The organism is Stenotrophomonas sp. YJH_SMC_46, assembly GCF_059370315.1.
Genome location: NZ_JCAFTO010000003.1, coordinates 319473 through 341578 on the forward strand (window position 1 = coordinate 319473; position 22106 = coordinate 341578).

Here is a 22106-nt window from a genome sequence, read left to right on the forward strand (position 1 = left end):
CTGTGGATAGGCCTTCGCAGTGCTTGTGCCACAAGGCGTATGAGGCGGTGGTGAAAAAACCGTCACAGCCGGCCGGCTCCTGTGACGGCAGCGCATCTTCCGCTGCCAGGCACCCAGTACGGCCGCCCCCGTTCGGTTCTCCACACCAGCTGTGGAATGATGCTGAATCAAGCTGTGGATAGGTGGAGAGGAGCCTTGCAGCAAAAGGCTCGCCCGTACGTGGCGAAAAAACCGTCAGGGCTGATCGGAATCATTGAGGGTGCACGGGGCAGCTGGCACCGTGTCGCCGTCGCAGGAGGGGATGGTATGGGCATCGGCAACGGGATGCGTGGACTCGGGCTGGCGGCCATCGGCCTGCTGGCAGGCTGTGGGCAGTCAACGCCAACGGCGCTGGGCACACTGGAGTGGGACCGGATCACGGTGCCGGCGCCGGCGGCCGAGGTGATCGCCACGTTGGAGGTGCGCGAGGGCCAGCGGGTCAAGGCCGGGGCCGTGTTGATGCAGCTCGACCCCGCCCGCGGCGACGCGCAGTTCGCGGTGGCGCAGGCCGACACGGCGCGCGCGCAGGCCCAGCTGGAAGAGCTGAAGCTCGGCCCGCGGCAGGAACAGATCGCACAGGCCCAGGCACAACTGGCCGCGTTGCGCGCGCAGTCTGCTGAAGCCACTGCCTACTATCGGCGCGTGCAACCATTGGCACGCCAGCGCCTGATCGCCGCCGCCGAGCTGGACCGTGCACGGGCGGCCGCCGGCAATGCCGCGGCCAGCGTGCGTGCCGCCGAGCAGGCCTGGCTGGAACGGGTGCACGGCAGTCGCGCGCAGGACATCGCCCAGGGCCAGGCGGCCGCCGACGCCGCACAGGCGCAGCAGGTGGTGCAGGGCGTCAACCTGCAGAAGCTGCAGCTGCGCGCACCGCGCGATGGCGTGATCGATGCCTTGCCGTACCGGCAGGGTGACCAGGCACCGATCGGGGCGCCACTGGCGGTGATGCTGGTTGGCGAGCGCCCCTATGCGCGCGTCTACCTGCCGCAGCCGCTGCGCCTGCAGGTCAAGGTCGGTCAGCCGGCGCAGATACAGCTGGAGGGAGGGCGCACCGTACTGAAGGGCCATGTGCGCGCGATCCGCAGCGAGCCTTCATTCACCCCGTACTACGCACTGACCGGCGATGACGTCGAGCGCCTGAGCTACCTCGCCGAGATCGAAGTGGATGAAGCCAGCGACATGCAGACGCTTCCGGCCGGGCTGCCGGTGCAGGTGCGCTTCTGAACACCGGTGCGGACATCGCAGTGCATGCGCAGGGCCTGACCCGCCGCTTCGGCGATCTGCTGGCCGTGGACAAGGTCGACCTGACCGTGCCCCGTGGCCAGGTCTATGGTTTCCTGGGCCCGAACGGGTCGGGCAAGTCGACCACCATCCGCATGCTGTGCGGCCTGCTGGAACCCAGTGCGGGGCAGATCGAGGTGCTGGGCCTGGCGGTTCCCGAGCAGGCCGAAGCACTGCGCCGGCGCATCGGCTACATGACCCAGCGCTTCTCGCTGTACGAAGACCTATCGGTACGCGAGAACCTGGAATTCCTCGCCGCCATCCAGGGCCTGCCGCGCAACCAGGCCCGGCAACGGGTCGATGCGCTGCTGCAGCAGTACCGGTTGCAGGACCGGCAGCCGCAGCTGGCCGGTACGCTCAGCGGCGGGCAGAAGCAGCGCCTGGCCCTGGCCGGCGCCGTGGTGCATTCGCCCGAACTGCTGTTCCTGGACGAGCCGACCAGCGCGGTCGACCCGGAGTCACGCCGCGACTTCTGGGAGGCCCTGTTTGAACTTGCCGACGCCGGTACCACCGTGCTGGTCTCGACCCACTACATGGACGAAGCCGAGCGCTGCCACCGGCTGGCTATTCTTGATCGTGGCGCGCTGGTCGCCGATGGCACGCCGGCCGAACTGTGTGCGCAGCTGGACGGCCGCACGCTGCAGGTCACGTCATCGCAGCCACGCCAGGCCAGCCGCGTGCTGGCCGAGCTGCCCGGCGTACTGAGCGTGGCGCAGATCGGCACCCATCTGCGCGTGCTGTGCAATGAGGGCGTAGCGGATGTCGCAGTGCTGCGGCGCGCGTTGGCCAGCGCCGACCCGCAAGCGCATATCGAAACCGTAGCGCCGAACCTGGAAGACGTGTTCGTCGCCGCCACCCGCGGCCGTGGCCGGGAGCCGGCGGCATGAACCTGCGCCGGCTGTGGGCGATCGTGCTCAAGGAGCTGCGGCAGCTACGGCGCGACCGCATCACACTGGCGATGATCGTCGGCATTCCGGTGATGCAGCTGCTGCTGTTCGGCTATGCGATCAATCTCAACCTGCGTCACCTCGACGCCGGTGTCGCCGATCAGGCCAACAGTGCCGCCTCGCGCGCGCTGGTGCAGGACATGGTCGCCACCGGCGTGATCACGCCGCGCAGCGAGGCGTACACGCCCGACCAACTGATGCAGGCGCTGCGCCGTGGCGAGATCAGTGTCGGCATCGTGGTGCCGGCCGACTTCGAGCGTCGCCGCTTCGACGGTCGCGAAGCAGTGCAGGTGCTGGTCGATGGCAGCGACACCGTGGTGCAGAGTGCGGCGATCCAGCTGGCGCAGGTGCCACTGGATACGCGCCCGACCAGCAATACGCGGCCGCTACGCGAAGGCAGCATTGCCAGTGGCCAGGTCAGCGTGACCAGTTTCTACAACCCGCAACGGCGTTCGGCGGTGAACATCGTGCCCGGCCTTATCGGGGTGATCCTGACCATGACCCTGGTGATGTTCACGGCGGTGGCGGTGGTGCGCGAGCGCGAGCGCGGCAACATGGAACTGCTGATCGCCACGCCGGTATCGCGCAGCGAACTGATGGTCGGCAAGGTGCTGCCCTATGCAGCGATCGGCATGCTGCAGACCACCCTGGTGCTGGCGCTGGGTACCTGGCTGTTCCAGGTGCCGATCCGCGGCAGCCTGCTGGACATCTACCTAGCCGCGGTCCTGCTGGTGCTGGCCAACCTCGCACTGGGCCTGCTGATTTCCACGCGCGCGCGCTCGCAGTTCCAGGCGATGCAGATGACGTTGTTCCTGTTCCTGCCGTCGATCCTGCTGTCGGGCTTCATGTTCCCGTTCGCCGGCATGCCGCGGCCGGTGCAGTGGCTGGCCGAGGTGCTACCGCTGACCCACTTCCTGCGCCTGGTGCGCGGCATCATGCTGCGCGGCGCCTCGTTGTTGGAGCTGTGGCACGACGCGCTGGCGCTGCTGGCCTTCATCGTGGTGATGATGACGCTGGCGATCCTGCGTTTCCGCAAGCGCCTGGATTGAGGCCTGTCATTCGGTAGTGCCGGCCGCTGGCCGGCATCATTTCCGGTGGGCGCCGACCGTTGGTCGGCACACCTTATTCCGCCATCACGCGCCCACGCAGCGAGTTGGTAAGCGCTTCGGTGATCAGCACATCCACGAACTGGCCGATCAACCGCGCCGGCGCCGGGAAGTTCACCGAACGCATGTTCTCGGTCTTGCCGGTCAGCTCGTTCGGATTCTTGCGCGACGGCCCTTCCACCAGCACGGTCTGCACGGTACCGACCATCTTCTCCGAGATGCTGGCCGCGTGCGCATTGATGCGCTCCTGCAGGCGCGACAGGCGCGCGTGCTTCTCCGCATCGCTGATCGTGTCCTCCAGATCGGCCGCCGGCGTACCCGGTCGACGCGAATAGATGAAGGAGAAACTGTGGTCGAAGCCGATGTCCTCGATCAGCTTCATGGTCTTCTCGAAGTCGGCATCGGTCTCGCCGGGGAAGCCGACGATGAAGTCCGAGCTGATTGAAATGTCCGGGCGCACCGCACGCAGCTTGCGGATCTTCGACTTGAATTCCAGCGCGGTGTAGCCGCGCTTCATCGCCGACAGCACGCGGTCGCTGCCGGCCTGCACCGGCAGGTGCAGGAAGTTGGCCAGCTGCGGAACGTCGCGGAACGCATCGATCAGCGAATCGCTGAACTCGAGCGGGTGCGAGGTGGTGAAGCGGATGCGGCCGACCCCATCGATCTCGGCGATGGTGCGGATCAGCAGGCCAAGGTCGGCAAACTCACCGTCTCCATACGGGCCGCGATAGGCGTTGACGTTCTGGCCGAGCAGGTTGATCTCGCGCACGCCCTGCGCGGCGAGCTGCGCCACTTCCACCACCACGTCCTCGAACGGGCGGCTGACTTCGGTGCCGCGGGTGTAAGGCACCACGCAGAACGAGCAGTACTTGGAACAGCCTTCCATGATCGACACGAACGCCGAGGCACCTTCGGCGCGTGGCTCGGGCAGGCGGTCGAACTTCTCGATCTCGGGGAAGCTGATGTCCACCTGCGGGCGCTTCTGCTCGCGGCGTGCGCGGATCAGTTCCGGCAGGCGATGCAGGGTCTGCGGACCGAACACAAGGTCCACGAACGGGGCGCGCTTGATGATCGCTTCGCCTTCCTGCGAGGCAACGCAGCCGCCCACGCCGATGATGACCTCGCGGCCCTTGTTCTTCAGGCCCTTCCACACGCCGAGTTGGCTGAACACCTTCTCCTGCGCCTTCTCGCGGATGGAGCAGGTGTTGACCAGGATGACGTCGGCGTCGTCCGGGCTGTCGGTCAGTTCCAGGCCATCGCTGGCGGCAAGCACGTCGGCCATCTTGGCCGAGTCGTACTCGTTCATCTGGCAACCGTGGGTCTTGATGTACAGCTTGCCCTTGACCTGGTCAGGCTTGCGCGGACCAGCGGGCAGGGCAACGAGCGGGGTACCGCCCGGCGTGGCGGGCGGAAAGACGTCTGGCGTCCCGGTCATGGCGCTTAATCCATTCGGGTGGCGGGAAAGCGGGCAATTCTACCCGCATCCCGCGCCAGCCGCCGCGCCCTTGTAGAGCCGAGCCCACGCTCGGCTGCTCTTCCCGCTTCCCATGGGGCAGCCTGGCATGGCCTGGCTCTACTGAAGCCAGCCGAGCGTGGGCTCGGCTCTACAAGGAAAGCCGGCCGGCGCTGCTCCGGCGCTGCTTATGCCGCCGCCAGCTCCGCATCGATCTGCCGCGAACGGTCGAAGGCGGTCATCGCGCTCATCCGCGCAATGTAATCAGCCGTGGCCGGCGCAGGCTGCACCAGGCCGAAGGCCGTGGTCCAGGCCAGCGCATTGCCCCACAGCACGTCGGCGGCACTCATCGTCTCGCCGAGCAGGTACGGGCCCTGCGCCAGCTGGGCCTCGACCACCTGCAGCACGGTCTCGGCGTCGTTGTACGGCGACATCAGGCGCGGCGGCGGCTCGCGGTGCATCGCCTTGTCGATCATCGCCGGCTCGAAACAGGCGCCGTAGAAGGCCATCCAGCGAAGGTAGGGCCCGCGCAGGGCGTCGCCGATCGGCGGTGCCAGCCCGGCTTCCGGATACAGGTCGGCCAGGTACAGATAAATGGCGACCTGCTCGGTCACCAGTGCGCCGTTGTGGACGATGGCCGGCACCTTGCCCATCGGGTTGATGGCCAGATAGGCCGGAGCCAGGTTGGCGCCGGCTTTCAGATCCAGCACCTGCATGCGGTAGTCGGCACCCAGCGCTTCGAGCAGAGCCACGGCGCCGCTCGAGCGGGATCGGGCGGCGTGATACAGGGTGATCTGGCGTGAGGTCATGGCATTGCTCCTTGCGGTGGGTGGTGAACTGGAAGCCATCCTGGGGCACTATTGCGGACGACTTCTGTCCTCGATTCTTCATGCGCCATACCGCCCATCGACTGCTGCGCCTGATCGCCCTGCTGCAGGCCCGCCGCCAGTGGTCCGGGGCTGAGCTGGCCGAGCGCATGGGCGTGGACCGGCGCAGCATCCGCCGCGATATCGAGCGCCTGCGCGAGCTGGGCTACCCGGTCCACGCCTCGTCAGGGGTGGGCGGCGGCTACCAGCTCGGGGCGGGGGCGCCGGTATTGCCGATGCTGCTGGACGAGGAGGAGGCAACCACCCTGGCCATCGCCCTGCGTGCCGCGTCTGCGACCGTCGCCGGCATCGACGACACTGCGCGGGGCCTGTTGTCCAAGCTCGACCCGCTGGTGCCGACCCGCCGCCGCCGGCAGGCCGGGGAGGTGCATGCGGCGACGGCCACCCTGGCCGACCTTCCGTCCACCGACGCACGCCTGCTCGGACGGCTGGCCCAGCACTGTCGGCAGGCGTCGCGGCTGGCCTTCGAATACCGCAGTGCGCAGGACGCGGTCACCCAGCGCGAGGTCGAGGCCCAGCACCTGGTCAATTACGGGCGGCGCTGGTATCTGCTTGCCTGGGACCTGGGGCGGCAGGACTGGCGCACTCTGCGCGTGGACCGCATGGGTGCCGTACGTGAGTGCTCCGAGCCGGGCCTGCACCGGCGCACGCCAGCCCCTCCGGACGTGATGGTGCGGCAGGCGGTCAGCCAGGCGCCGTTCGCACTGCAGGCCATCGTCCGCCTGGCCGGCAGCCGCACCGAGCTGGAAGGGCGCATCCCACCGTGGTGTGGTGTGCTGGAGGCTGATGGTGCCGGCCATTGCCTGTTGCGCATGGGCGCCGAGAGCCGCGGCATGATGCTGGCGCAGATCCTCAGCCTGGACCGGGTGCCGGTGGCGTTGTGGACCACACCGCCGGGCCTGCGCGATGAGCTGGCACAGCGTTTGGCCGGATTGGGCCAGGTGCTGGCTGTGCCGCCGGTCACAGGCTGAGCCACGTCGCTTGGCAAGCCCCGGCGAAGCTGGGACACTCGCGGCATGAAGGGGATACTGGGGACAACGGCGATCATCATCGCTGCGCTGACCGCTGCGCCGGCCAGCGCCGGCACCCTGTACAAGTGCCAGGGCGCCGACGGGGTCACCAGCTACGTGAGCAAGCGAGTGGCCGGCGCGCGCTGCAGCAGCATCAGCTACAGCCGCGATACCCGGCCGGCACCGCGCCCTGTGGTGGTCGCGCCGAAGCCTGCGCCGACCACCGTGGCCAGCATCGAACGCAATCCGGTCGCCGTGGCGGCCAGCGCCGCTGCGCCCACTGCGGTCGCGTCGACGCCTGCTGCCCCCGCGCCTGCTGCGGCACCGACGGCCTCGCGGGCCGGGCGGATGGTCAGCGGCCAGGTCTATTCCTTCATGAAGGATGGGGTGCGCCACTACACCAGTGCGCGGCCAACCCAGGTCGCCAACCTCGGCCCGGTGCGTACCATCCGCTACAGTTTCATGGAGCGCTGTTATGCCTGTGGCGTCAACCCACGCGTGGACTTCGGTTCGGTGCGCTTGAACACCACCGCGTTCCAGACCGAGATCACCTCGGCCGCACGCGAGTTCGGCGTCGAAGAAGCCGTGGTGCGCGCCATCATCCACGCCGAGTCGGCCTACAACCCGACCGCGCTCAGCCGCGCCGGCGCGCAGGGCCTGATGCAGCTGATGCCGCCGACCGCGGCCCGCTTCGGGGTCAGCGATTCCTATGATGCCGGGCAGAACATCCGCGGTGGCGTGCAGTATCTTGCGTGGTTGCTGAAGCGCTTCAATGGCGACCTGACCCTGGCTGCGGCCGGCTACAACGCCGGCGAGGGCGCGGTCGACCGCCACGGTGGCGTGCCGCCCTACAGCGAGACGCAGTACTACGTGCGCCGGGTCGGGCAGCTGGCCGAGCGTTACCGCACCGCCCTGAGTCACCAGTAGGTGCCGACCGTTGGTCGGCACTCCCTTGAACAAGTGGGTGCCGACTGTCAGTCGGCACTCCTTGCAAAGAGCGTTGTGTGGCGCGCGACGGTTCCGCTACACTCGACCGCGATTCAATGCGGCTCTGGCCCCCACCGGATCCGCTGGCAGCCTTAAAGCTACCTAATCAATATCGGAGTGCCGGATGGCCAACGATGGGGTACACGATCCAGTCAACACCGGACGTCGGCGTTTTCTTTCTGCCACCACAGCCGTGGTGGGCGCCGTCGGCGTCGGATTCACCGCCGTTCCTTTCATCAAATCCTGGAACCCCAGTGCCCGCGCCAAGCTTGCCGGCGCACCGGTGGTGGCCGATATCAGCGCCCTGCAGGAAGGCCAACGCCTGATCGTGGAATGGCGTGGCCAGCCGATCTGGATCGTCAAGCGGTCCAAGGCCATCCTCGATGCGCTGCATGGGCTGGACGGCCGTCTCAAGGACCCCGAGTCCGGCGAGAAGGACCAGCAGCCGGACTACGTGCTGAAGCAGAACCCCGAACTGCGCTCGATCAAGCCGGACATCTCCGTACTGGTCGGCCTGTGCACGCACCTGGGCTGCTCGCCGGAAATGGTCGCCGAAATCCGGCCTGAGCCCTACGACCCGCAGTGGAAGGGCGGCTACTTCTGCCCCTGCCACAAGTCGCGCTTCGACATGTCCGGACGCGTCTTCAAGGACGTGCCGGCGCCGATCAACCTGAAGGTGCCCGCGCACCATTACCAGGACGACAACACCATCATCATCGGTGTCGATCCGCAGGGGGCTGCCTGATGGCCAATATCCTCAGCCGTACCGCCAGCGGCGTGGCCGACTGGGTCAATGCCCGCGCGCCGGGCCTGATGCCGGTCTATCGCAAGCATGTGAGCGAGTACTACGCGCCGAAGAACTTCAACATCTGGTACTACTTCGGTTCGCTGGCGCTGCTGGTGTTGGTCAACCAGATCGTCACCGGCATCTTCCTGACGATGCACTACAAGACCAGCGCCGCCGAGGCGTTCGGCTCCATCGAGTACATCATGCGGGACGTGGAGTGGGGCTGGCTGATCCGCTACATGCACTCCACGGGTGCCTCGCTGTTCTTCATCGTGGTCTACCTGCACATGTTCCGTGGCCTGCTGTACGGCAGTTACCAGAAGCCACGCGAGCTGGTGTGGATCCTCGGCATGCTGATCTACCTGGTGTTGATGGCCGAAGCCTTCATGGGCTACGTGCTGCCGTGGGGCCAGATGTCGTTCTGGGGCGCCAAGGTGATCATCTCGCTGTTCGGTGCCATACCGGTGATCGGCAACGGCCTGACCGAGTGGATCATGGGCGATTACCTGCCCAGTGACGCCACGCTCAACCGCTTCTTCGCGCTGCATGTCATCGCCTTGCCGCTGGTGCTGTTGCTGCTGGTGGTACTGCACCTGGGCGCGCTGCACGAAGTGGGTTCGAACAACCCCGATGGCGTGGAGATCAAGAAGGGGCCGAAGGGCAACCGCTGGTCGCCGAACGCTCCGGCCGACGGTATTCCGTTCCACCCGTACTACACGCTCAAGGATGGTGTAGGCGCCGGCTTCCTGCTGATCATCGCCGCCTTCATCATCTTCTTCGCGCCTGGTTTCGGCGGCCTGTTCCTGGAGCACGACAACTTCACCGAGGCCAACCGCCTGGTCACCCCGGAGCACATCAAGCCGGTCTGGTACTACACGCCGTACTACGCGATGTTGCGCGTGGTGCCGAACAAGCTCGGTGGCGTGCTGGTGATGTTCTCGGCCATCGCGATCCTGTTCCTGGTGCCGTGGCTGGACAAGGCGAAGGTGAAATCGGTGCGCTACCGCGGCTGGATCTCGAGGGTGATGCTGGGCGTGCTGGCGGTGTGCTTCGTGTGGCTGGGCGTGATCGGCTCCGGCCCGGGCACCGACGTGCATGAAACCTACATCGGGCGGGTGCTGACCTTCCTGTACTTCGCCTTCTTCATCACCATGCCGCTATGGACACGGTTGGACAAGACCAAGCCGGTACCGGAGAGGGTGACCACGCATGACTGAGCGCTGGATGGTCCGGCTGGCCCTGGCGGCCACCCTGATGCTGGGCAGTTTCCTGGCCTCCGCCGCCGAGGGCGGCACCAAGCTGCTGCAGGCAGGCAACGATCTGGGTGACCGCGCCTCGCTGCAGCGCGGCGCACAGTTGTACATGAACTACTGCTCCGGCTGCCATGCGCTGAAGTACCTGCGCTATTCGCGGATGGCGCAGGACCTGGGCCTGACCGAGGAAGAGGTGATGAACAACCTCAACTTCACCGGCTCGGCGATCGGCGACCCGATCCCGGTGGCGATGCCCAAGGAGAACGCGGAGAAGTGGTTCGGCAAGATGCCGCCGGATCTCAGCCTGATCGCGCGCGTGCGCGGCAGCGACTGGGTCTTCACCTACCTCAAGTCGTTCTACCTGGACAGCAGCCGGCCGCTGGGCTGGAACAACGCGCTGTTCGCCAACGCCTCCATGCCGAACCCGCTGTGGGAGATGCAGGGCCTGCAGCACGCCGTGCATGGCAAGGCCGAAGGCCCCGGCATGGACCCGCCGGTGACCGGCCTGAAGATTGAAACGCCGGGATCGGTCGATGCCGGACAGTACGACCAGGCCGTGCGGGACATCACCAACTTCCTCGAATACGCCGGCGAGCCGGCCGCACTCAAGCGCCAGCAGCTGGGCGTGTGGGTGATCCTGTTCCTGGCCCTGCTGACCTTCCTGCTGTACCTGCTGAAGAAGGAATACTGGAAGGACGTCCACTGATTCGGCCGCCGGCCATCGCACGGGCCTATTGGCTTTTGTGATGGTCGGTTGCACACTCGGGGAGGAGTCGACCGTCGGCACGGTGCCGGCGGCGCCGATGCGGCAGGCGGTCTCCTGTCGTGGGAGAGCCTTTGATGGCGGCGAGCGTACGCATGCGCAATACACTGACGCTGTTTTCCTCGAACGACGATGTGCTGTGCCACCGGGTGCGCCTGGTCCTGGCGGCCAAGGGCGTCACCTTCGACTTCGTTCCGGTCGATCCGCAGAACCCGCCCGAAGACCTGATCGATCTCAATCCGTACCACTCGGTGCCGACCCTGGTGGAGCGCGAGCTGGTGCTCTACGCCGCGTCGGTGGTGAGCGAGTACCTGGACGAGCGCTACCCGCATCCGCCGCTGATGCCGGTCGATCCGCTGTCGCGTGCGCGCATCCGCCTGGCGATGCTGCGCATCGAGCACGACTGGGTGCCGCAGGTGCAGGCCATCCAGCTGGGCAACAAGACCCAGGCCGAGGCCGGGCGCAAGCGCCTGAAGGAACTGCTGACCGCCTCGCTGCCGCTGTTCAAGGCCAGCAAGTTCTTCCTCAACCCGGAAATGAGCCTGGCCGACTGCGCCATGGCCCCGATCATCTGGCGGCTGCAATCGCTGGATGTGCCACTTCCGAAGGATGGCAAGGCGATTGAGGACTACGGTAACCGCATCTTCCGCCACCCCGGTTTCGTCCGTAGCCTGACCGAGCAGGAAAAGAAGCTGCGCGACCTGCCGGCCTGATCCGGCCCGCGTTACCCGTCTGCACGCCGACCGGCGTGCAGGCGATCCGCCCCGGCGGGGCGCCGGGCGCGTACACTTCACGCATGACCGAAGACTTCTTCCACATGACCAGCCACCGCCCGTACCTGCTGCGGGCGCTGGTGGAATGGATCAACGACAACCAGCTGACCCCGCACATCCTGGTCGACGCCGGCGTTCCCGGCGTGCAGGTGCCGCCTTCGGCGGTCAAGGATGGCCGGGTCGTGCTCAACATCGCCGAACGTGCCGTCGTACGGCTGATGATCGACAACGAGATGGTGAGCTTCTCGGCGCGCTTCTCCGGTACCAGCTACCCGGTGCAGGTGCCGATCAGCGCCGTGCTGGCGGTCTATGCCCGCGAGACCGGGCAGGGCATGGCGCTGCCGGATGATATCCCGGGCAGCGAAACCGCGCCGACCAGCGACGAACTGCTGCACGAGGAAGGCACGCCGCCGGACGATACGCCGCCAGCCAGCCCGCCGCCGAAGGGGCGGCCGAACCTGCGCGTGGTCAAGTAACCAAGTAACGGTGGGTGCCGACCGTTGGTCGGCACGCCTTCAGCCCTTACACATCCTCGGCATCCTTCGCATCCGGCCGGATCTGGCTGATCCGCGCCGCGCCGGGGCCGGTGAACGAGATCAACTGGTCGCCACGCAGCACCATGCGACCCACGTGGCGATCGATGCCATCGTAGGAATACTCGAACTTGAAGGTGCGCTCGAACCCAAGCCGGCCATCCTCGCCGCGCGACAGGCGCAGGCCGGTGGCGTGCACCGCCTGATCCAGCCATTGCACATCAGCTGCGCGGCAGGCATTGCGGCCCAATTCAACGGCGCGCTCTGCGGCCGAGCGTGCCGCGTTCCAGAAGAAGTAGATGATTCCGCCGGCAATCAGCAACAACAGCAGGGTAGGCATGGCGTCAGCCGTCAGAGGTCGATCCCGCAAAGATGGCGGCGAACGCGCGCTGGATCAAGCGCTGCACTCACCGCCGCGGCTGCGGTTCGCTGGACACCGGCTGCGCGGGCACGATGATCGGTTGCGGTGCCGGAGTGTGCTGCATCGGCGTCGCAGTGGGCGAGGGCATCACCAGCGGTGAGGTTGCAGTCAGCTGCAGCAGGGCTGCCCAGTCCTGGCGGTTGAAGCTGCATTCGTCCTCGCGCCCTGGCGTGCAGCTCGGGTCGATGCCGGTGCTGTTGCGTTCGCGCGCCGGTGGCAGCTTGATCAGCCCGGTGCGGTCCAGCGGCAGCAGCCGCATCGCTACGGTGTTCATCACGTTGCCACCGACCAGGTACAGGGTCTGGTCGCCCCCCAGGTTGGCGGCCACCACCACTTCGCAATGCGACTTCCAGTGGCCCACCGAGCCGTTGCCCAGCGCCTGCACCAGCCCGCTGTAGCTGAGCGTGGTGCTGCGGTCGCGCAGGAAGCACAGCAGGTCGCCCGGCGCGGGTTTGGCCGTGGCCGGGTCGACCAGCCGGTACGGCACGCCCGAGGGGCCGCCCTGGTATGCGGCACGGATGTAGTCGATGTGGCGAGGCGAGGTATTGAAGCCGGGAACGCCGGACTGCACCATTACCCAGGAGATGAACGCGGCCGACCACGGGTTGTCGATCAGGAACGCGCGGCAGTCACTGTCGGTGTAGCGCGTGCCCAGCGGTGCCAGGCAGCTGCTGGCGCCGGCGATGCTGCCCATCGCGTTGAGCGTGCCGCTGTTTCGCCAGTAGCCAGCCACGCGCTGCCAGGCGATCAGTCCGTTGTCGGCCAGGTGATCGCTTTCGGCCTCGGTGACGCTGAGGCTGGCGGCACGGCCTTCACGATCGATGAAGGGCCGGTACCAGAGCTGGTGCTCATTGCAGGCGGTGTTGCGGATGGCCACCGCCAACGGACTCAGGCCAAAGCGGGGCGGAACATCGCAGGCTTCGGCGGCCGCTGCGGACAACGGTGCCGCGGCCAGCAGCAGGCAGGCAGGCAAGAGCATCCGGCGCATGCACGGCTCCTGTGGGGGATGCCGGCAGCGTCGCAGAGGCGGCCGTAGCCGAGCCGTGAAGGCGTTCCGGTCGTGCAGAGCCGAGCCCACGCTCGGCTCATCGCGCAAAGCGGGTGCAGGGCGCGCCGCAGATCGAGAAGCAGCCGAGCGTAGGCTCGACAACGTCCCGCAGGCCTCAAGCCGGCGGCGGGCCCAGCTTCAGCGACAGATCGATGGCCTGCACATGCTTGGTCAGCCCGCCGATGGAGATGCAGTCCACGCCGTCTTCGGCGATCGAACGCAGGCCGCCCAGGCCGACGCTGCCGGAGACTTCCAGTGGAATGCGGCCGGCCGTGATGCGTACGGCTTCGCGACGCAGGTCGGGGCTGAAGTCGTCCAGCAGGATGCGTTCGCACCCGGCTTCCAACGCCTGGCGCAGCTGCGCCAGGTCTTCGACCTCCACCACCAGCGGCAGCGCAGGCCACTGCCGGCGTGCGGCGGCCACCGCTGCGGCCAGCGAACCGGCGGCACGGATATGGTTCTCCTTCAGCATCACCGTGTCGTACAGGCCGAAGCGGTGGTTCTCGCCACCGCCGCAGCGCACCGCGTACTTCTGCGCCAGGCGCAGGCCGGGCAGGGTCTTGCGGGTGTCGAGGATGCGCGTGCCGGTACCGGCCACTGCCGCTACGTAGCGGGCGGTGGTGGTGGCGGTGCCGGACAGCGTCTGCAGGAAATTCAGAGAGGTGCGCTCGGCACTGACCAGACTGCGGCTGCGCCCGTGCAGCAGGGCCAGCACGGTGCCGGCAGCGACCGGGTCACCTTCGGAGACACGCCATTCGATGCGCACCTCCGGGTCGAGTGCGCGGTGGGTGGCGTCGAACCAGGGGCGACCGGCGATCACTCCGTCCTGCTTGCACAGCAGGTAAGCGCTGTCGGCCTGGTCGGGCAGCAGCGCAGCGGTGACGTCGCCGCTGCCCAGGTCCTCGGCCAGCGCACGCGCGACATCGGCGGCGACAACGGCCGCGTCCGGCGTCGGCAGCGCGCTCATGCGGCCGGGAAGTCGGCGATCTGGGCGGTGGGAATGGCTTCCTCGGCCAGCAGCACCGGAATGCCATCGTCCACGCGGAAGACCTGCTTGCGGTCGCGGGTGACCAGTGCCTCGCGCAGCGGCTGCGCCAGCGGGTTGCCATCGGCCTTGGTTACCGCGCCGGCGGAAATGGCCTTGTTGAGGGCTTCCAGGCCCTTGCCATCCAGCAGGGACAGGGGCTGGCGGGTGTCCGGCGACACCAGCAGGTCGAGCAGCTTGCGATCCATGGTTCTTCGTCTTGCGTGGAAGATGGCTAGAATACGTCTTTAAGGCAGGTGACGGCCAATGACCCCCAACCCGATCGCGCCGCTTGTCGGCATCGTCATGGGTTCCCGTTCCGACTGGGAAACCATGCAGCACGCCGCCCAGAAGCTTGAAGCCCTGGGTGTTCCGTTCGAAGTGAAGGTGGTGTCCGCGCATCGGACGCCGGATGTGTTGTTCAGTTACGCCGAGCAGGCGGGCCCGCGTGGCCTGCGGGCCATCATCGCCGGTGCAGGCGGGGCCGCGCACCTGCCGGGCATGATCGCTGCCAAGACCGCCGTGCCGGTGCTGGGTGTGCCGGTGCAGTCCAAGGCCCTCAACGGCATGGATTCGCTGCTGTCGATCGTGCAGATGCCGGCCGGTATCCCGGTCGCCACCTTTGCCATCGGCAACGCCGGCGCCTCCAACGCCGCGCTGTTCGCCGCTGCGATGCTGGCCAGCGACCAGCCGGCGATCGGCCAGGCGCTCGATGCCTTCCGTGCACGCCAGACCGAAGACGTGATGGCCCACGACGATCCGCGCCAATGAGTCTGACCGTCGGCATCCTGGGCGGCGGCCAGCTCGCCCGCATGATGGTCCTGGCCGGTGCGCCGCTGGGGCTGCGCTTCGAACTGTATGACCCGGCCGCTGATGCCTGCAGCGGCCCGCTGGCGCCGCTCACCGTGGGCGCCTTCGATGACCGCCAGGCCCTGGCGGACTTCGCTGCCAAGGTCGATGTGGTCACCTTCGATTTCGAGAATGTGCCGGCCGACAGTGCGCAGTGGCTGGCCGACCGCGTGCCGGTCTACCCGCCGCCGTCGGCGCTGGCTGTCGCACAGGACCGGCTCAGCGAGAAGACCCTGTTCCAGCAGCTGGGCATTCCGCTGCCGGCCTTCGCCGATATCCGCAGCCGCGACGAACTGGCCGCCAAGGCCGCCGAATTCGGCCTGCCGTGCATCCTCAAAACCCGTCGCCTCGGCTATGACGGCAAGGGCCAGTTCCGCCTGCGCAACGAGGCCGACATCGATGCCGCGTGGGATGCGCTGGGTGCACAGGTCGAGCGTACCGGCCTGATCCTGGAAGGCTTCGTGGCCTTCCAGCGCGAAGTCAGCGTGGTTGCCGTGCGTGGCCGCGATGGCAGCTTCGAGGCCTGGCCGGTCACCGGCAACTGGCATGTCGACGGCGTGCTGTCGGCCAGCGTGGCCCCGGCCGTGCTGTCCGACACCGAGCAGCAGGCCGCGATCGGCTATGCCCGCCGCGTTGCCGAGCACCTGCAGTACGTCGGCGTGTTCGCGCTGGAGCTGTTCTGCCGCGATGGCGAACTGCTGGCCAACGAGATGGCGCCGCGCGTGCACAACTCCGGCCACTGGACCATCGAAGGCAGCGAAACCTCGCAGTTCGAGAATCACCTGCGCGCCGTGCTGGGCCTGCCGCTGGGCAGCACCCGCATGCTGGGTCACGCCTGCATGCTGAACTGGCTGGGCGTGATGCCCGACCCGGCACCGGTACTGGCCCAGGCCAGCGGCCACTGGCACGACTACGGCAAGGAGCCGCGCGAGGGCCGCAAGGTCGGCCACGCCACGTTGCGCGACGATGATGCCGCTGCATTGGCCGATGCGCTGGATCAGGTTGGCCTGGAACTGGACCGCCAGGCCCAGGTGGCGCCGGCGGTACACGCGCTGCGCAATAGCTGAGCCCGGTAGTGCCGGTCGCCGGCCGGCAGTGCAACGCTGTGGCGCGCCGGTGCAGGCATCGGCGCACGATTGCCGGTGGTAGCGTGGAGCTCCTTTCACAGGAGTCACGACCATGCTCGACTGGAATGCCTACCGCAAGGAACTGAAGGGCCGTATCGGCGAGATCGGCAAGCTCTCGCCGGACACGGTCAAGGGCTACGCGACCCTGGCCAATGCCGGCGCCCAGACCAACCATCTGGATGCCAAGACCCGCGAACTGATCGCGCTGGCAGTGGCGGTGACCACCCGCTGCGATGGCTGCATCACCGTACATGTGGATGCAGCACTGAAGCATGGCGCCAGCCGCGAGGAAATCGCCGAAGCACTGGGCGTGGCGGTGTCGCTCAATGCAGGCGCCGCGCTGGTGTATTCGGCACGGGTGATGGACGCGGTGGCCGCGCACGAGAACGCGTGAAGCGTGATCTGTAGAGCCGAGCCCATGCTCGGCTGGCCGGACAGCAGCCGAGCATGGGCTCGGCTCTACAGGGGTCAGCGCAGCTGGCTTTCGGCGAATTCCCAGTTGACCAGCTGCCAGAAGGCATCCAGGTAACGCGCCCGGTCATTCTGGTACTCGGTGTAGTAGGCGTGCTCCCAGACATCGCAGCACAGCAGCGGGGTGCTCTCACCGGTCAGGGGTGTGCCGGCGTTGCGGGTGGCCTGGATGCCCAGCTGCCCGCCCGGATGCTGCACCAGCCACACCCAGCCCGAGCCGAACAGGCCCAGCGCGGCGCGGTTGAACTCCTCGCGCAGGCGCTGCGCGTCACCGAACTGGCGCTTGACCAGCTCGCCCAATCGGCCCTGCGGCTCGCCGCCGCCGCGCGGCCGCAGGCACTGCCAATAGAAGCCGTGGTTCCAGGCCTGGGCGGCCGCATCGAACAGCCTGCCCTGGGCGTGGCGGACGATCTCATCCAGCGACGCTTCCTCCCACTCGGTGCCGAGGATGCCGGCGTTGACGGCATCTACATAGGCGCGATGGTGGCGGCCGTGGTGCAGTTCCACGGTCTGTGCGGACAGGTGCGGCTGCAGGGAGCCGGGAAGGTAGGGCAGGGCAGGCAATTCAACAGGCATGGACAGGTTCGTGGCCAGAGGGGCGGCGGCAGCCGGTTCCATCCGCTTACAATGGCGGCTACCGTGGGCAGTCTAGCCGACCACCGCGGTCGGTTTGTCCGGCGAAGCAAGGAGTGTGGTTGTGGCGGTAATGCAGCAAATCCAGGCCGAGGTCGATCGTTACCCGCTCGTGCTGTTCATGAAGGGCACCCCGCAATACCCGATGTGCGGCTTCTCCAGCCGCGCGGTACAGGCGTTGATGGCGGCCGGCGCGGTCACCCTGCGCACCGTCAACGTGCTGGAAGAACCCGAGATCCGCGCCAACCTGCCGCGCTTTTCCAACCTGCCGACCTTCCCGCAGCTGTTCATCAACGGTGAGTTGATTGGTGGCTGTGACATTGTCCTGGAGTTGTTCGAAGCCGGCGAGCTCAAGCGCATCGTCGAAGAGGCGACCCAGGGATGAGTGCCTGGCCATCGACGTCACCGGCCGACGGGGCGCTCGATGGCCGCCCGTTGCAGGATCGCGTAGTGCTGGTCGCCGGTGCCGGTGGCGGATTGGGTAGTGCGGCGGCAGTGGCTGCTGCGGCCGCCGGTGCCACCGTGGTCCTGCTGGGCCGCAAGCCGCGCCGCCTGGACCGTGTCTACGCCCAGGTGCAGGCGGTCGGCCCGGAGCCGCTGCTGTATCCACTGGACCTGGAAGGCGCGGGCCCCGACGACTATGCCGAGCTGGCCCAGGCCCTGCAGCGCGAGCTGGGGCGATTGGACGGCCTGCTGGTCTGTGCCGCTCACTTCCCTGGCCTGACCCCGTTTGAACTGGCCGACCCGGCCAGTTTCGCCCGCGCGGTGCACGTCACCCTGACCGCGCCGGCCTGGCTGGCCCAGGCCTGCCTGCCGCTGCTGCGGCAGCGTGAAGATGCGGCGCTGGTGTTTGCGGTCGATGCTCCCGAACGGGTGGGGCAGGCTTACTGGGGCGGTTATGGCGTGGCCCAGCATGGCCTTCGTGGCCTGATCGCCAGCCTGCACGACGAACTCGGCCGCAGCCCGGTACGGGTCAGTGGCCTGTACCCCGGTCCGCTGCGCACAGCCCTGCGGGCCCGGGCCTATTCCGTCGACCAGGACCCGGCCGCCCAAGGCCCGGAGGCCGCCGCCGCCGCGGCGGTGACCCTGTTGTCGGGCGCTGGCGCCGTCTGGCGGGGCAAGATTCTCGATGCCAGCGAGGCGCCCCCTGCGGAGTGAGTGCCGGGGAAAGACGGAGTGAAGAGCCCGTCACGATTGCGTTGCGAACCGGTGCCGTTTGTCGCACAACCGTCACATTGATGGCGTAGCGTGTTAATCTAGTGTTAACCGTTAGGGCTGCCTTCAGCCGAGCGGTAGGGAACCCCAGATAACTCTCCGATCAGCCACCCGCAGGGCTGCTTGGATGCGCTTTTTTTCCGCCATCGCCAACTCGCATCGAGGCTACCGAAAAATGACCCACCCACTCCGGATGTCCAAGCTTACCCTTGGTCTCGTGGCTGCACTTGCTGCCGCTCCCGCCTTCGCCCAGAGCAGCACCTCCGCCGGTGTCGGCGGCCAGGTGATGTCCGCCGCAGGCCAGCCTGTTGCCGGCGCTGAAGTCACCATCACGCACACCGAGTCGGGCACTGTTTCGCGTGCCACCACCGATGCGTCGGGTCGCTACAACGCGCGCGGCCTGCGCGTGGGTGGTCCGTACACCATCACCATCACCAAGCCCGGTGAAGGCACCAAGACCGAAGAAGGTGTCTACCTGAACCTGAACCAGGTCAACACCGTCAATGCCAACCTGGGCGGTGATCTGGCTGCGACCAACCTGGACGCGGTGAACGTTGTCGCCACTGCCGGCGGCCTGGACCTGTTCAGCGCCAACAAGATGGGCACCGGCACCAACGTGACCCGCGAAACGATGGATGCATTGCCGTCGGCCAGCCGCAACATCCAGGACTACGTCCGCCTGGATCCGCGCATCTCGCAGGTCAGCAAGGCTGACGGCGCGATCTCGGCCGGTGGCCAGAACACCCGTTACAACGCCATCCGCATCGACGGCATCAGCGCCTCCGATCCCTTCGGCCTGGGCTCCAACAACCTGCCGACCGAGCGTCAGCCGGTGTCGATGGACGCCATCCAGGAAATCAACATCGACCTGGCCAACTACGACACCACCATCGCCGGTGGCACCGGTGCGGTGATCAACGCCGTGACCAAGTCGGGCACCAATGAATTCCACGGCACCGTGTACGGTTCGTACCGCGACAAGGACATGGTCCGTTCGCGCCTGGAAGGTGACAAGCAGGACTTCAACGGCTTCGAGGACGAGAAGACCTACGGCATGACCTTCGGCGGCCCGATCGTCAAGGACAAGCTGTTCTTCTTCACCAACTACGAAAAGTACGAGCGCTCGGCCGCCGGCGTCGCGCTGAGCGACACGCCGATCGGCCGTGGCACCATCACCCAGCAGCAGATCACCGACGTCCAGAACTTCCTGGGCAAGCTGGGCTACGATCCGGGCAGCCTGACGGCGCCGAACAGCAAGACCGAGATCGAGGAGTATGCGGTCAAGCTGGACTGGAACATCAACGAGAACCACCGTGCGGCCCTGCGCTACAACAAGATGGAGCAGAACGTCGTTCGCTTCCCGCAGGTCAGCAGCAGCGCCATCTCGCTGAGCAACTTCTGGTACCAGCAGCCCACCGAGTACGAAACCTGGATGGGCGAACTGTTCAGTGACTGGTCCGAGAACTTCTCGACCGAGTTCAAGGTCTCGCACAAGGATTACTCGGCCAACCGCGTCCCGCTGGTCGACATGCCGCAGATCCGCATCAAGTCGGGCAACGATTCGCTGTACGTCGGTACCGAACAGAACACCCACGTCAACATCGTCGAGTCGAAGGAACTGAGCGCCTTTGGTGCCGGTACCTGGTACATCGGTGACCACACTGTCAAGTTCGGCTTCGATTACTCGAAGAATGACCTGATGAACTTCTACGGCCGCAACCTCAACGGCGTGTACGAATTCAACAGCGTCAACGATTTCCTGGCGGGCAAGGCTTCGCGCTACCAGCTGCGTGCTCCGCGCGCCGATGGCAGCCGCAGCGACATCCCGGCCGACTTCACCCTGAAGAACACCGGCGTGTTCGTGCAGGACACCTGGGCAATCAACTACAACCTGAACCTGATGTTCGGCGTGCGCATCGACATGCCTGACTTCAGCACCCAGCGCCTGTACAACCCGCGCATCGAGCAGCTGTACGGCTTCAACAACACCAAGCTGGTCGACAAGAACCTGGTGCAGCCGCGCGTCGGCTTCAACTACACCTTCGACAGCGATCGCCCGACCCAGCTGCGCGGTGGCGTGGGCCTGTTCGGCGGCGCCGCCCCGAACGTGTGGCTGGCAGGTGCCTACCAGAACACCGGCCTGAACTACATCGAGTACGACGAGCGCAGCATCCCGGCCGGTGCCTTCACTCCGGACGGCAACAACCCGTACATCCCGGCCGGTGGCCCGGCTTCGGCCCGTCAGAACGTCGACATCATCGCGCCGGGCACCCGCCTGCCGTCGGTGTGGAAGGCCAACCTGGCGTTCGACCATGAGCTGCCGTGGTACGGCATCGTCGCGTCGGCCGAAGTGCTGTTCACCAAGGTCAAGGACGGCATCTACTTCGACCGCCTGGACGTGTCGGCGCCAACCGCCTTCGGTCAGGATGGCCGTGCGATCTACTGGAACGCCGCCGGCCGCAACCAGGCCAATACCCGTATCGACAAGGGTGTCGACTACGGCATGTCGACCGGTACCAAGGGTGCGGTTGACCGCGCCAACCGTCCGTCCGACATCGGCGACGTTCTGGTCCTGCGCAACACCGACAAGGGCCGCGGCACCCAGGCCACCTTCTCGCTGGCCAAGCCGTTGACCGAGAACTGGGGCTGGTCGCTGGGTTACACCTACACCAAGTCCACCGAAGTCAGCCCGCTGTCCAGCTCGCAGAACACCTCGAACTGGAACAACACGCTGATCTTCAATGCCAACGAGAACGTGGCCTACAACTCGCGTTATGCGATGAAGGACCGCGTCACCGGCACCCTGGAGTGGAAGCACAACTTCTTCGGTGACAACGCTACCCGCGTCGGCCTGTTCTACGAAGGCCGTTCGGGCCGTCCGTACAGCTACATCTTCTACAACGATGCCAACGGCGACGGTGCTGCCACCAACGACCTGTTCTACGTGCCGAAGGGTCCGGGCGACGTGCTGTTCACCGGCGGTGCCGCGATGGAGAAGCAGTTCTTCGACTGGCTGGCGCAGAACCCGGAACTCGATGCCTACCGTGGCAGCGTGGTCCCGGCCAACCGCCACCGCGCCTCGTGGGTCAACAGCTTCGACGTCCGCGTCAGCCAGGAATTCCCGGGCTTCATGAAGGGGCACAAGGGTGAAGTCGCCCTGGACATCATGAATGTCGGCAACCTGCTGAACAAGAAGTGGGGCCTGATCGACGACTACGGCTTCTACTCGACCCGTCGCGTTGCCAACTACGCAGGTATCGATCCGGCCACCGGCAAGTACGTGTACTCCTTCACTGGTTCGACCGACAACCCGTCGGTGCAGGAAAACAACAACGACAAGGGCAACACCGCCGTGTCGCGTTGGTCGATGCAGCTGACCCTGAAGTACAAGTTCTGATCCATCAGCGCTTGAAGTGGTAAGTGGAAACGGCCGGGGAAACCCGGCCGTTTTCCGTTCAGGCGAAAGTCCTTGCAGGGCGTGAGGCATCGGCGTAGCATG

At 66.7% G+C, this 22106-nt stretch carries 23 protein-coding genes; 16 read left to right on the top strand and 7 right to left on the bottom strand.

The window, feature by feature from the left end; genetic code table 11:
* Positions 1 to 306 precede the first annotated feature (306 nt).
* The 3 genes from AC5P8C_RS10865 to AC5P8C_RS10875 are packed head-to-tail and all read left to right on the top strand — an operon-like array spanning position 307 to position 3316.
* Positions 307 to 1263, top strand: a complete 957-nt coding sequence (locus tag AC5P8C_RS10865) for an HlyD family secretion protein (protein WP_019659037.1) — start codon at positions 307 to 309, stop codon at positions 1261 to 1263.
* Positions 1264 to 1283: 20 nt separating this feature from the next.
* Positions 1284 to 2207: an ABC transporter ATP-binding protein gene (locus AC5P8C_RS10870; protein WP_111097895.1), complete on the top strand. Its 924-nt coding sequence runs from the start codon at positions 1284 to 1286 to the stop codon at positions 2205 to 2207.
* The gene (locus AC5P8C_RS10875; protein ID WP_495218744.1) at positions 2204 to 3316 is read left to right on the top strand and encodes an ABC transporter permease; all 1113 of its coding nucleotides are present in this window, start codon (positions 2204 to 2206) and stop codon (positions 3314 to 3316) included. The genes AC5P8C_RS10870 and AC5P8C_RS10875 overlap by 4 nt, the downstream gene beginning before the upstream one ends.
* Positions 3317 to 3389: 73 nt before the next feature.
* Here the strand turns inward: AC5P8C_RS10875 and miaB are convergent, their stop codons facing one another.
* Both miaB and AC5P8C_RS10885 read right to left on the bottom strand, forming a co-directional pair.
* Entirely contained in the window at positions 3390 to 4808 is a 1419-nt protein-coding gene (gene miaB, locus AC5P8C_RS10880) for a tRNA (N6-isopentenyl adenosine(37)-C2)-methylthiotransferase MiaB (RefSeq protein WP_495218745.1), read from the bottom strand.
* A gap of 206 nt (positions 4809 to 5014) precedes the next feature.
* Entirely contained in the window at positions 5015 to 5635 is a 621-nt protein-coding gene (locus AC5P8C_RS10885) for a glutathione S-transferase family protein (protein WP_049414878.1), read from the bottom strand.
* A gap of 80 nt (positions 5636 to 5715) precedes the next feature.
* On the opposite strand from AC5P8C_RS10885, the gene AC5P8C_RS10890 reads away from it, so the two are divergent.
* From AC5P8C_RS10890 to AC5P8C_RS10920, 7 genes are all read left to right on the top strand, one after another.
* Entirely contained in the window at positions 5716 to 6684 is a 969-nt protein-coding gene (locus AC5P8C_RS10890; RefSeq protein WP_134734913.1) for a helix-turn-helix transcriptional regulator, read from the top strand.
* Positions 6685 to 6729: 45 nt separating this feature from the next.
* Positions 6730 to 7650, top strand: coding sequence for a lytic transglycosylase domain-containing protein (locus AC5P8C_RS10895; RefSeq protein WP_019659031.1), 921 nt, complete (start codon positions 6730 to 6732; stop codon positions 7648 to 7650).
* A gap of 184 nt (positions 7651 to 7834) precedes the next feature.
* On the top strand, positions 7835 to 8455 hold the full coding sequence (gene petA / locus AC5P8C_RS10900) for a ubiquinol-cytochrome c reductase iron-sulfur subunit (protein ID WP_004151998.1): 621 nt from the start codon (positions 7835 to 7837) through the stop codon (positions 8453 to 8455).
* On the top strand, positions 8455 to 9714 hold the full coding sequence (locus tag AC5P8C_RS10905) for a cytochrome b (RefSeq protein WP_019659030.1): 1260 nt from the start codon (positions 8455 to 8457) through the stop codon (positions 9712 to 9714). Before petA ends, AC5P8C_RS10905 begins: the two co-directional genes overlap by 1 nt.
* The gene (locus tag AC5P8C_RS10910; protein ID WP_495218746.1) at positions 9707 to 10456 is read left to right on the top strand and encodes a cytochrome c1; all 750 of its coding nucleotides are present in this window, start codon (positions 9707 to 9709) and stop codon (positions 10454 to 10456) included. Before AC5P8C_RS10905 ends, AC5P8C_RS10910 begins: the two co-directional genes overlap by 8 nt.
* Before the next feature lie 134 nt (positions 10457 to 10590).
* The gene (locus AC5P8C_RS10915; RefSeq protein WP_021203577.1) at positions 10591 to 11226 is read left to right on the top strand and encodes a glutathione S-transferase N-terminal domain-containing protein; all 636 of its coding nucleotides are present in this window, start codon (positions 10591 to 10593) and stop codon (positions 11224 to 11226) included.
* A gap of 83 nt (positions 11227 to 11309) precedes the next feature.
* Positions 11310 to 11762, top strand: a complete 453-nt coding sequence (locus AC5P8C_RS10920) for a ClpXP protease specificity-enhancing factor (RefSeq protein WP_019659028.1) — start codon at positions 11310 to 11312, stop codon at positions 11760 to 11762.
* Between the two features lie 46 nt (positions 11763 to 11808).
* On the opposite strand, the gene AC5P8C_RS10925 is transcribed toward AC5P8C_RS10920, so the two are convergent.
* The 4 genes from AC5P8C_RS10925 to AC5P8C_RS10940 all read right to left on the bottom strand — a co-directional run bounded on the left by AC5P8C_RS10925 (position 11809) and on the right by AC5P8C_RS10940 (position 14521).
* The gene (locus AC5P8C_RS10925; RefSeq protein WP_019659027.1) at positions 11809 to 12159 is read right to left on the bottom strand and encodes a DUF3301 domain-containing protein; all 351 of its coding nucleotides are present in this window, start codon (positions 12157 to 12159) and stop codon (positions 11809 to 11811) included.
* 67 nt (positions 12160 to 12226) lie between these two features.
* The gene (locus AC5P8C_RS10930) at positions 12227 to 13228 is read right to left on the bottom strand and encodes a DUF2272 domain-containing protein (protein ID WP_495218747.1); all 1002 of its coding nucleotides are present in this window, start codon (positions 13226 to 13228) and stop codon (positions 12227 to 12229) included.
* 175 nt (positions 13229 to 13403) lie between these two features.
* Positions 13404 to 14255, bottom strand: coding sequence for a carboxylating nicotinate-nucleotide diphosphorylase (gene nadC / locus AC5P8C_RS10935; protein ID WP_233653027.1), 852 nt, complete (start codon positions 14253 to 14255; stop codon positions 13404 to 13406).
* Positions 14252 to 14521, bottom strand: a complete 270-nt coding sequence (locus AC5P8C_RS10940; protein WP_019659024.1) for a Trm112 family protein — start codon at positions 14519 to 14521, stop codon at positions 14252 to 14254. Before AC5P8C_RS10940 ends, nadC begins: the two co-directional genes overlap by 4 nt.
* Positions 14522 to 14579: 58 nt before the next feature.
* Between AC5P8C_RS10940 and purE the strand changes: the two genes are divergently transcribed.
* The 3 genes from purE (at position 14580) to AC5P8C_RS10955 (ending at position 16682) form a co-directional block, all read left to right on the top strand.
* Positions 14580 to 15083 carry a 5-(carboxyamino)imidazole ribonucleotide mutase gene (gene purE / locus AC5P8C_RS10945; RefSeq protein ID WP_005412808.1) on the top strand — a complete coding sequence of 168 codons (504 nt, stop codon included), beginning with the start codon at positions 14580 to 14582 and terminating at the stop codon, positions 15081 to 15083.
* Entirely contained in the window at positions 15080 to 16228 is a 1149-nt protein-coding gene (locus AC5P8C_RS10950; protein WP_134734910.1) for a 5-(carboxyamino)imidazole ribonucleotide synthase, read from the top strand. The genes purE and AC5P8C_RS10950 overlap by 4 nt, the downstream gene beginning before the upstream one ends.
* A gap of 112 nt (positions 16229 to 16340) precedes the next feature.
* The gene (locus AC5P8C_RS10955) at positions 16341 to 16682 is read left to right on the top strand and encodes a carboxymuconolactone decarboxylase family protein (RefSeq protein ID WP_019659022.1); all 342 of its coding nucleotides are present in this window, start codon (positions 16341 to 16343) and stop codon (positions 16680 to 16682) included.
* Positions 16683 to 16756: 74 nt separating this feature from the next.
* Here AC5P8C_RS10955 and AC5P8C_RS10960 read toward each other — a convergent pair whose 3' ends face one another.
* Positions 16757 to 17335 (bottom strand): superoxide dismutase, encoded by a 579-nt coding sequence (locus AC5P8C_RS10960; protein WP_026346913.1) that lies wholly within the window; start codon positions 17333 to 17335, stop codon positions 16757 to 16759.
* Between the two features lie 121 nt (positions 17336 to 17456).
* On the opposite strand from AC5P8C_RS10960, the gene grxD reads away from it, so the two are divergent.
* The 3 genes from grxD (at position 17457) to AC5P8C_RS10975 (ending at position 22004) form a co-directional block, all read left to right on the top strand.
* The gene (grxD, locus tag AC5P8C_RS10965; RefSeq protein WP_005408852.1) at positions 17457 to 17777 is read left to right on the top strand and encodes a Grx4 family monothiol glutaredoxin; all 321 of its coding nucleotides are present in this window, start codon (positions 17457 to 17459) and stop codon (positions 17775 to 17777) included.
* Positions 17774 to 18550: an SDR family NAD(P)-dependent oxidoreductase gene (locus tag AC5P8C_RS10970; RefSeq protein ID WP_111102033.1), complete on the top strand. Its 777-nt coding sequence runs from the start codon at positions 17774 to 17776 to the stop codon at positions 18548 to 18550. The genes grxD and AC5P8C_RS10970 overlap by 4 nt, the downstream gene beginning before the upstream one ends.
* A 232-nt stretch (positions 18551 to 18782) precedes the next feature.
* Positions 18783 to 22004, top strand: coding sequence for an outer membrane beta-barrel protein (locus tag AC5P8C_RS10975; RefSeq protein ID WP_164144395.1), 3222 nt, complete (start codon positions 18783 to 18785; stop codon positions 22002 to 22004).
* Positions 22005 to 22106: the final 102 nt, after the last annotated feature.

Coding starts and splice junctions, on each gene's coding strand:
- AC5P8C_RS10865 (WP_019659037.1), top strand. CDS start 307: ATGGGCATCGGCAACGGGATGCGTGGACTCGGGCTGGCGGCCATCGGC.
- AC5P8C_RS10875 (WP_495218744.1), top strand. CDS start 2,204: ATGAACCTGCGCCGGCTGTGGGCGATCGTGCTCAAGGAGCTGCGGCAG.
- miaB (WP_495218745.1), bottom strand. CDS start 4,808: ATGACCGGGACGCCAGACGTCTTTCCGCCCGCCACGCCGGGCGGTACC.
- AC5P8C_RS10885 (WP_049414878.1), bottom strand. CDS start 5,635: ATGACCTCACGCCAGATCACCCTGTATCACGCCGCCCGATCCCGCTCG.
- AC5P8C_RS10890 (WP_134734913.1), top strand. CDS start 5,716: ATGCGCCATACCGCCCATCGACTGCTGCGCCTGATCGCCCTGCTGCAG.
- AC5P8C_RS10895 (WP_019659031.1), top strand. CDS start 6,730: ATGAAGGGGATACTGGGGACAACGGCGATCATCATCGCTGCGCTGACC.
- petA (WP_004151998.1), top strand. CDS start 7,835: ATGGCCAACGATGGGGTACACGATCCAGTCAACACCGGACGTCGGCGT.
- AC5P8C_RS10905 (WP_019659030.1), top strand. CDS start 8,455: ATGGCCAATATCCTCAGCCGTACCGCCAGCGGCGTGGCCGACTGGGTC.
- AC5P8C_RS10910 (WP_495218746.1), top strand. CDS start 9,707: ATGACTGAGCGCTGGATGGTCCGGCTGGCCCTGGCGGCCACCCTGATG.
- AC5P8C_RS10915 (WP_021203577.1), top strand. CDS start 10,591: ATGGCGGCGAGCGTACGCATGCGCAATACACTGACGCTGTTTTCCTCG.
- AC5P8C_RS10920 (WP_019659028.1), top strand. CDS start 11,310: ATGACCGAAGACTTCTTCCACATGACCAGCCACCGCCCGTACCTGCTG.
- AC5P8C_RS10925 (WP_019659027.1), bottom strand. CDS start 12,159: ATGCCTACCCTGCTGTTGTTGCTGATTGCCGGCGGAATCATCTACTTC.
- AC5P8C_RS10930 (WP_495218747.1), bottom strand. CDS start 13,228: ATGCGCCGGATGCTCTTGCCTGCCTGCCTGCTGCTGGCCGCGGCACCG.
- nadC (WP_233653027.1), bottom strand. CDS start 14,255: ATGAGCGCGCTGCCGACGCCGGACGCGGCCGTTGTCGCCGCCGATGTC.
- AC5P8C_RS10940 (WP_019659024.1), bottom strand. CDS start 14,521: ATGGATCGCAAGCTGCTCGACCTGCTGGTGTCGCCGGACACCCGCCAG.
- purE (WP_005412808.1), top strand. CDS start 14,580: ATGACCCCCAACCCGATCGCGCCGCTTGTCGGCATCGTCATGGGTTCC.
- AC5P8C_RS10950 (WP_134734910.1), top strand. CDS start 15,080: ATGAGTCTGACCGTCGGCATCCTGGGCGGCGGCCAGCTCGCCCGCATG.
- AC5P8C_RS10955 (WP_019659022.1), top strand. CDS start 16,341: ATGCTCGACTGGAATGCCTACCGCAAGGAACTGAAGGGCCGTATCGGC.
- AC5P8C_RS10960 (WP_026346913.1), bottom strand. CDS start 17,335: ATGCCTGTTGAATTGCCTGCCCTGCCCTACCTTCCCGGCTCCCTGCAG.
- AC5P8C_RS10970 (WP_111102033.1), top strand. CDS start 17,774: ATGAGTGCCTGGCCATCGACGTCACCGGCCGACGGGGCGCTCGATGGC.
- AC5P8C_RS10975 (WP_164144395.1), top strand. CDS start 18,783: ATGACCCACCCACTCCGGATGTCCAAGCTTACCCTTGGTCTCGTGGCT.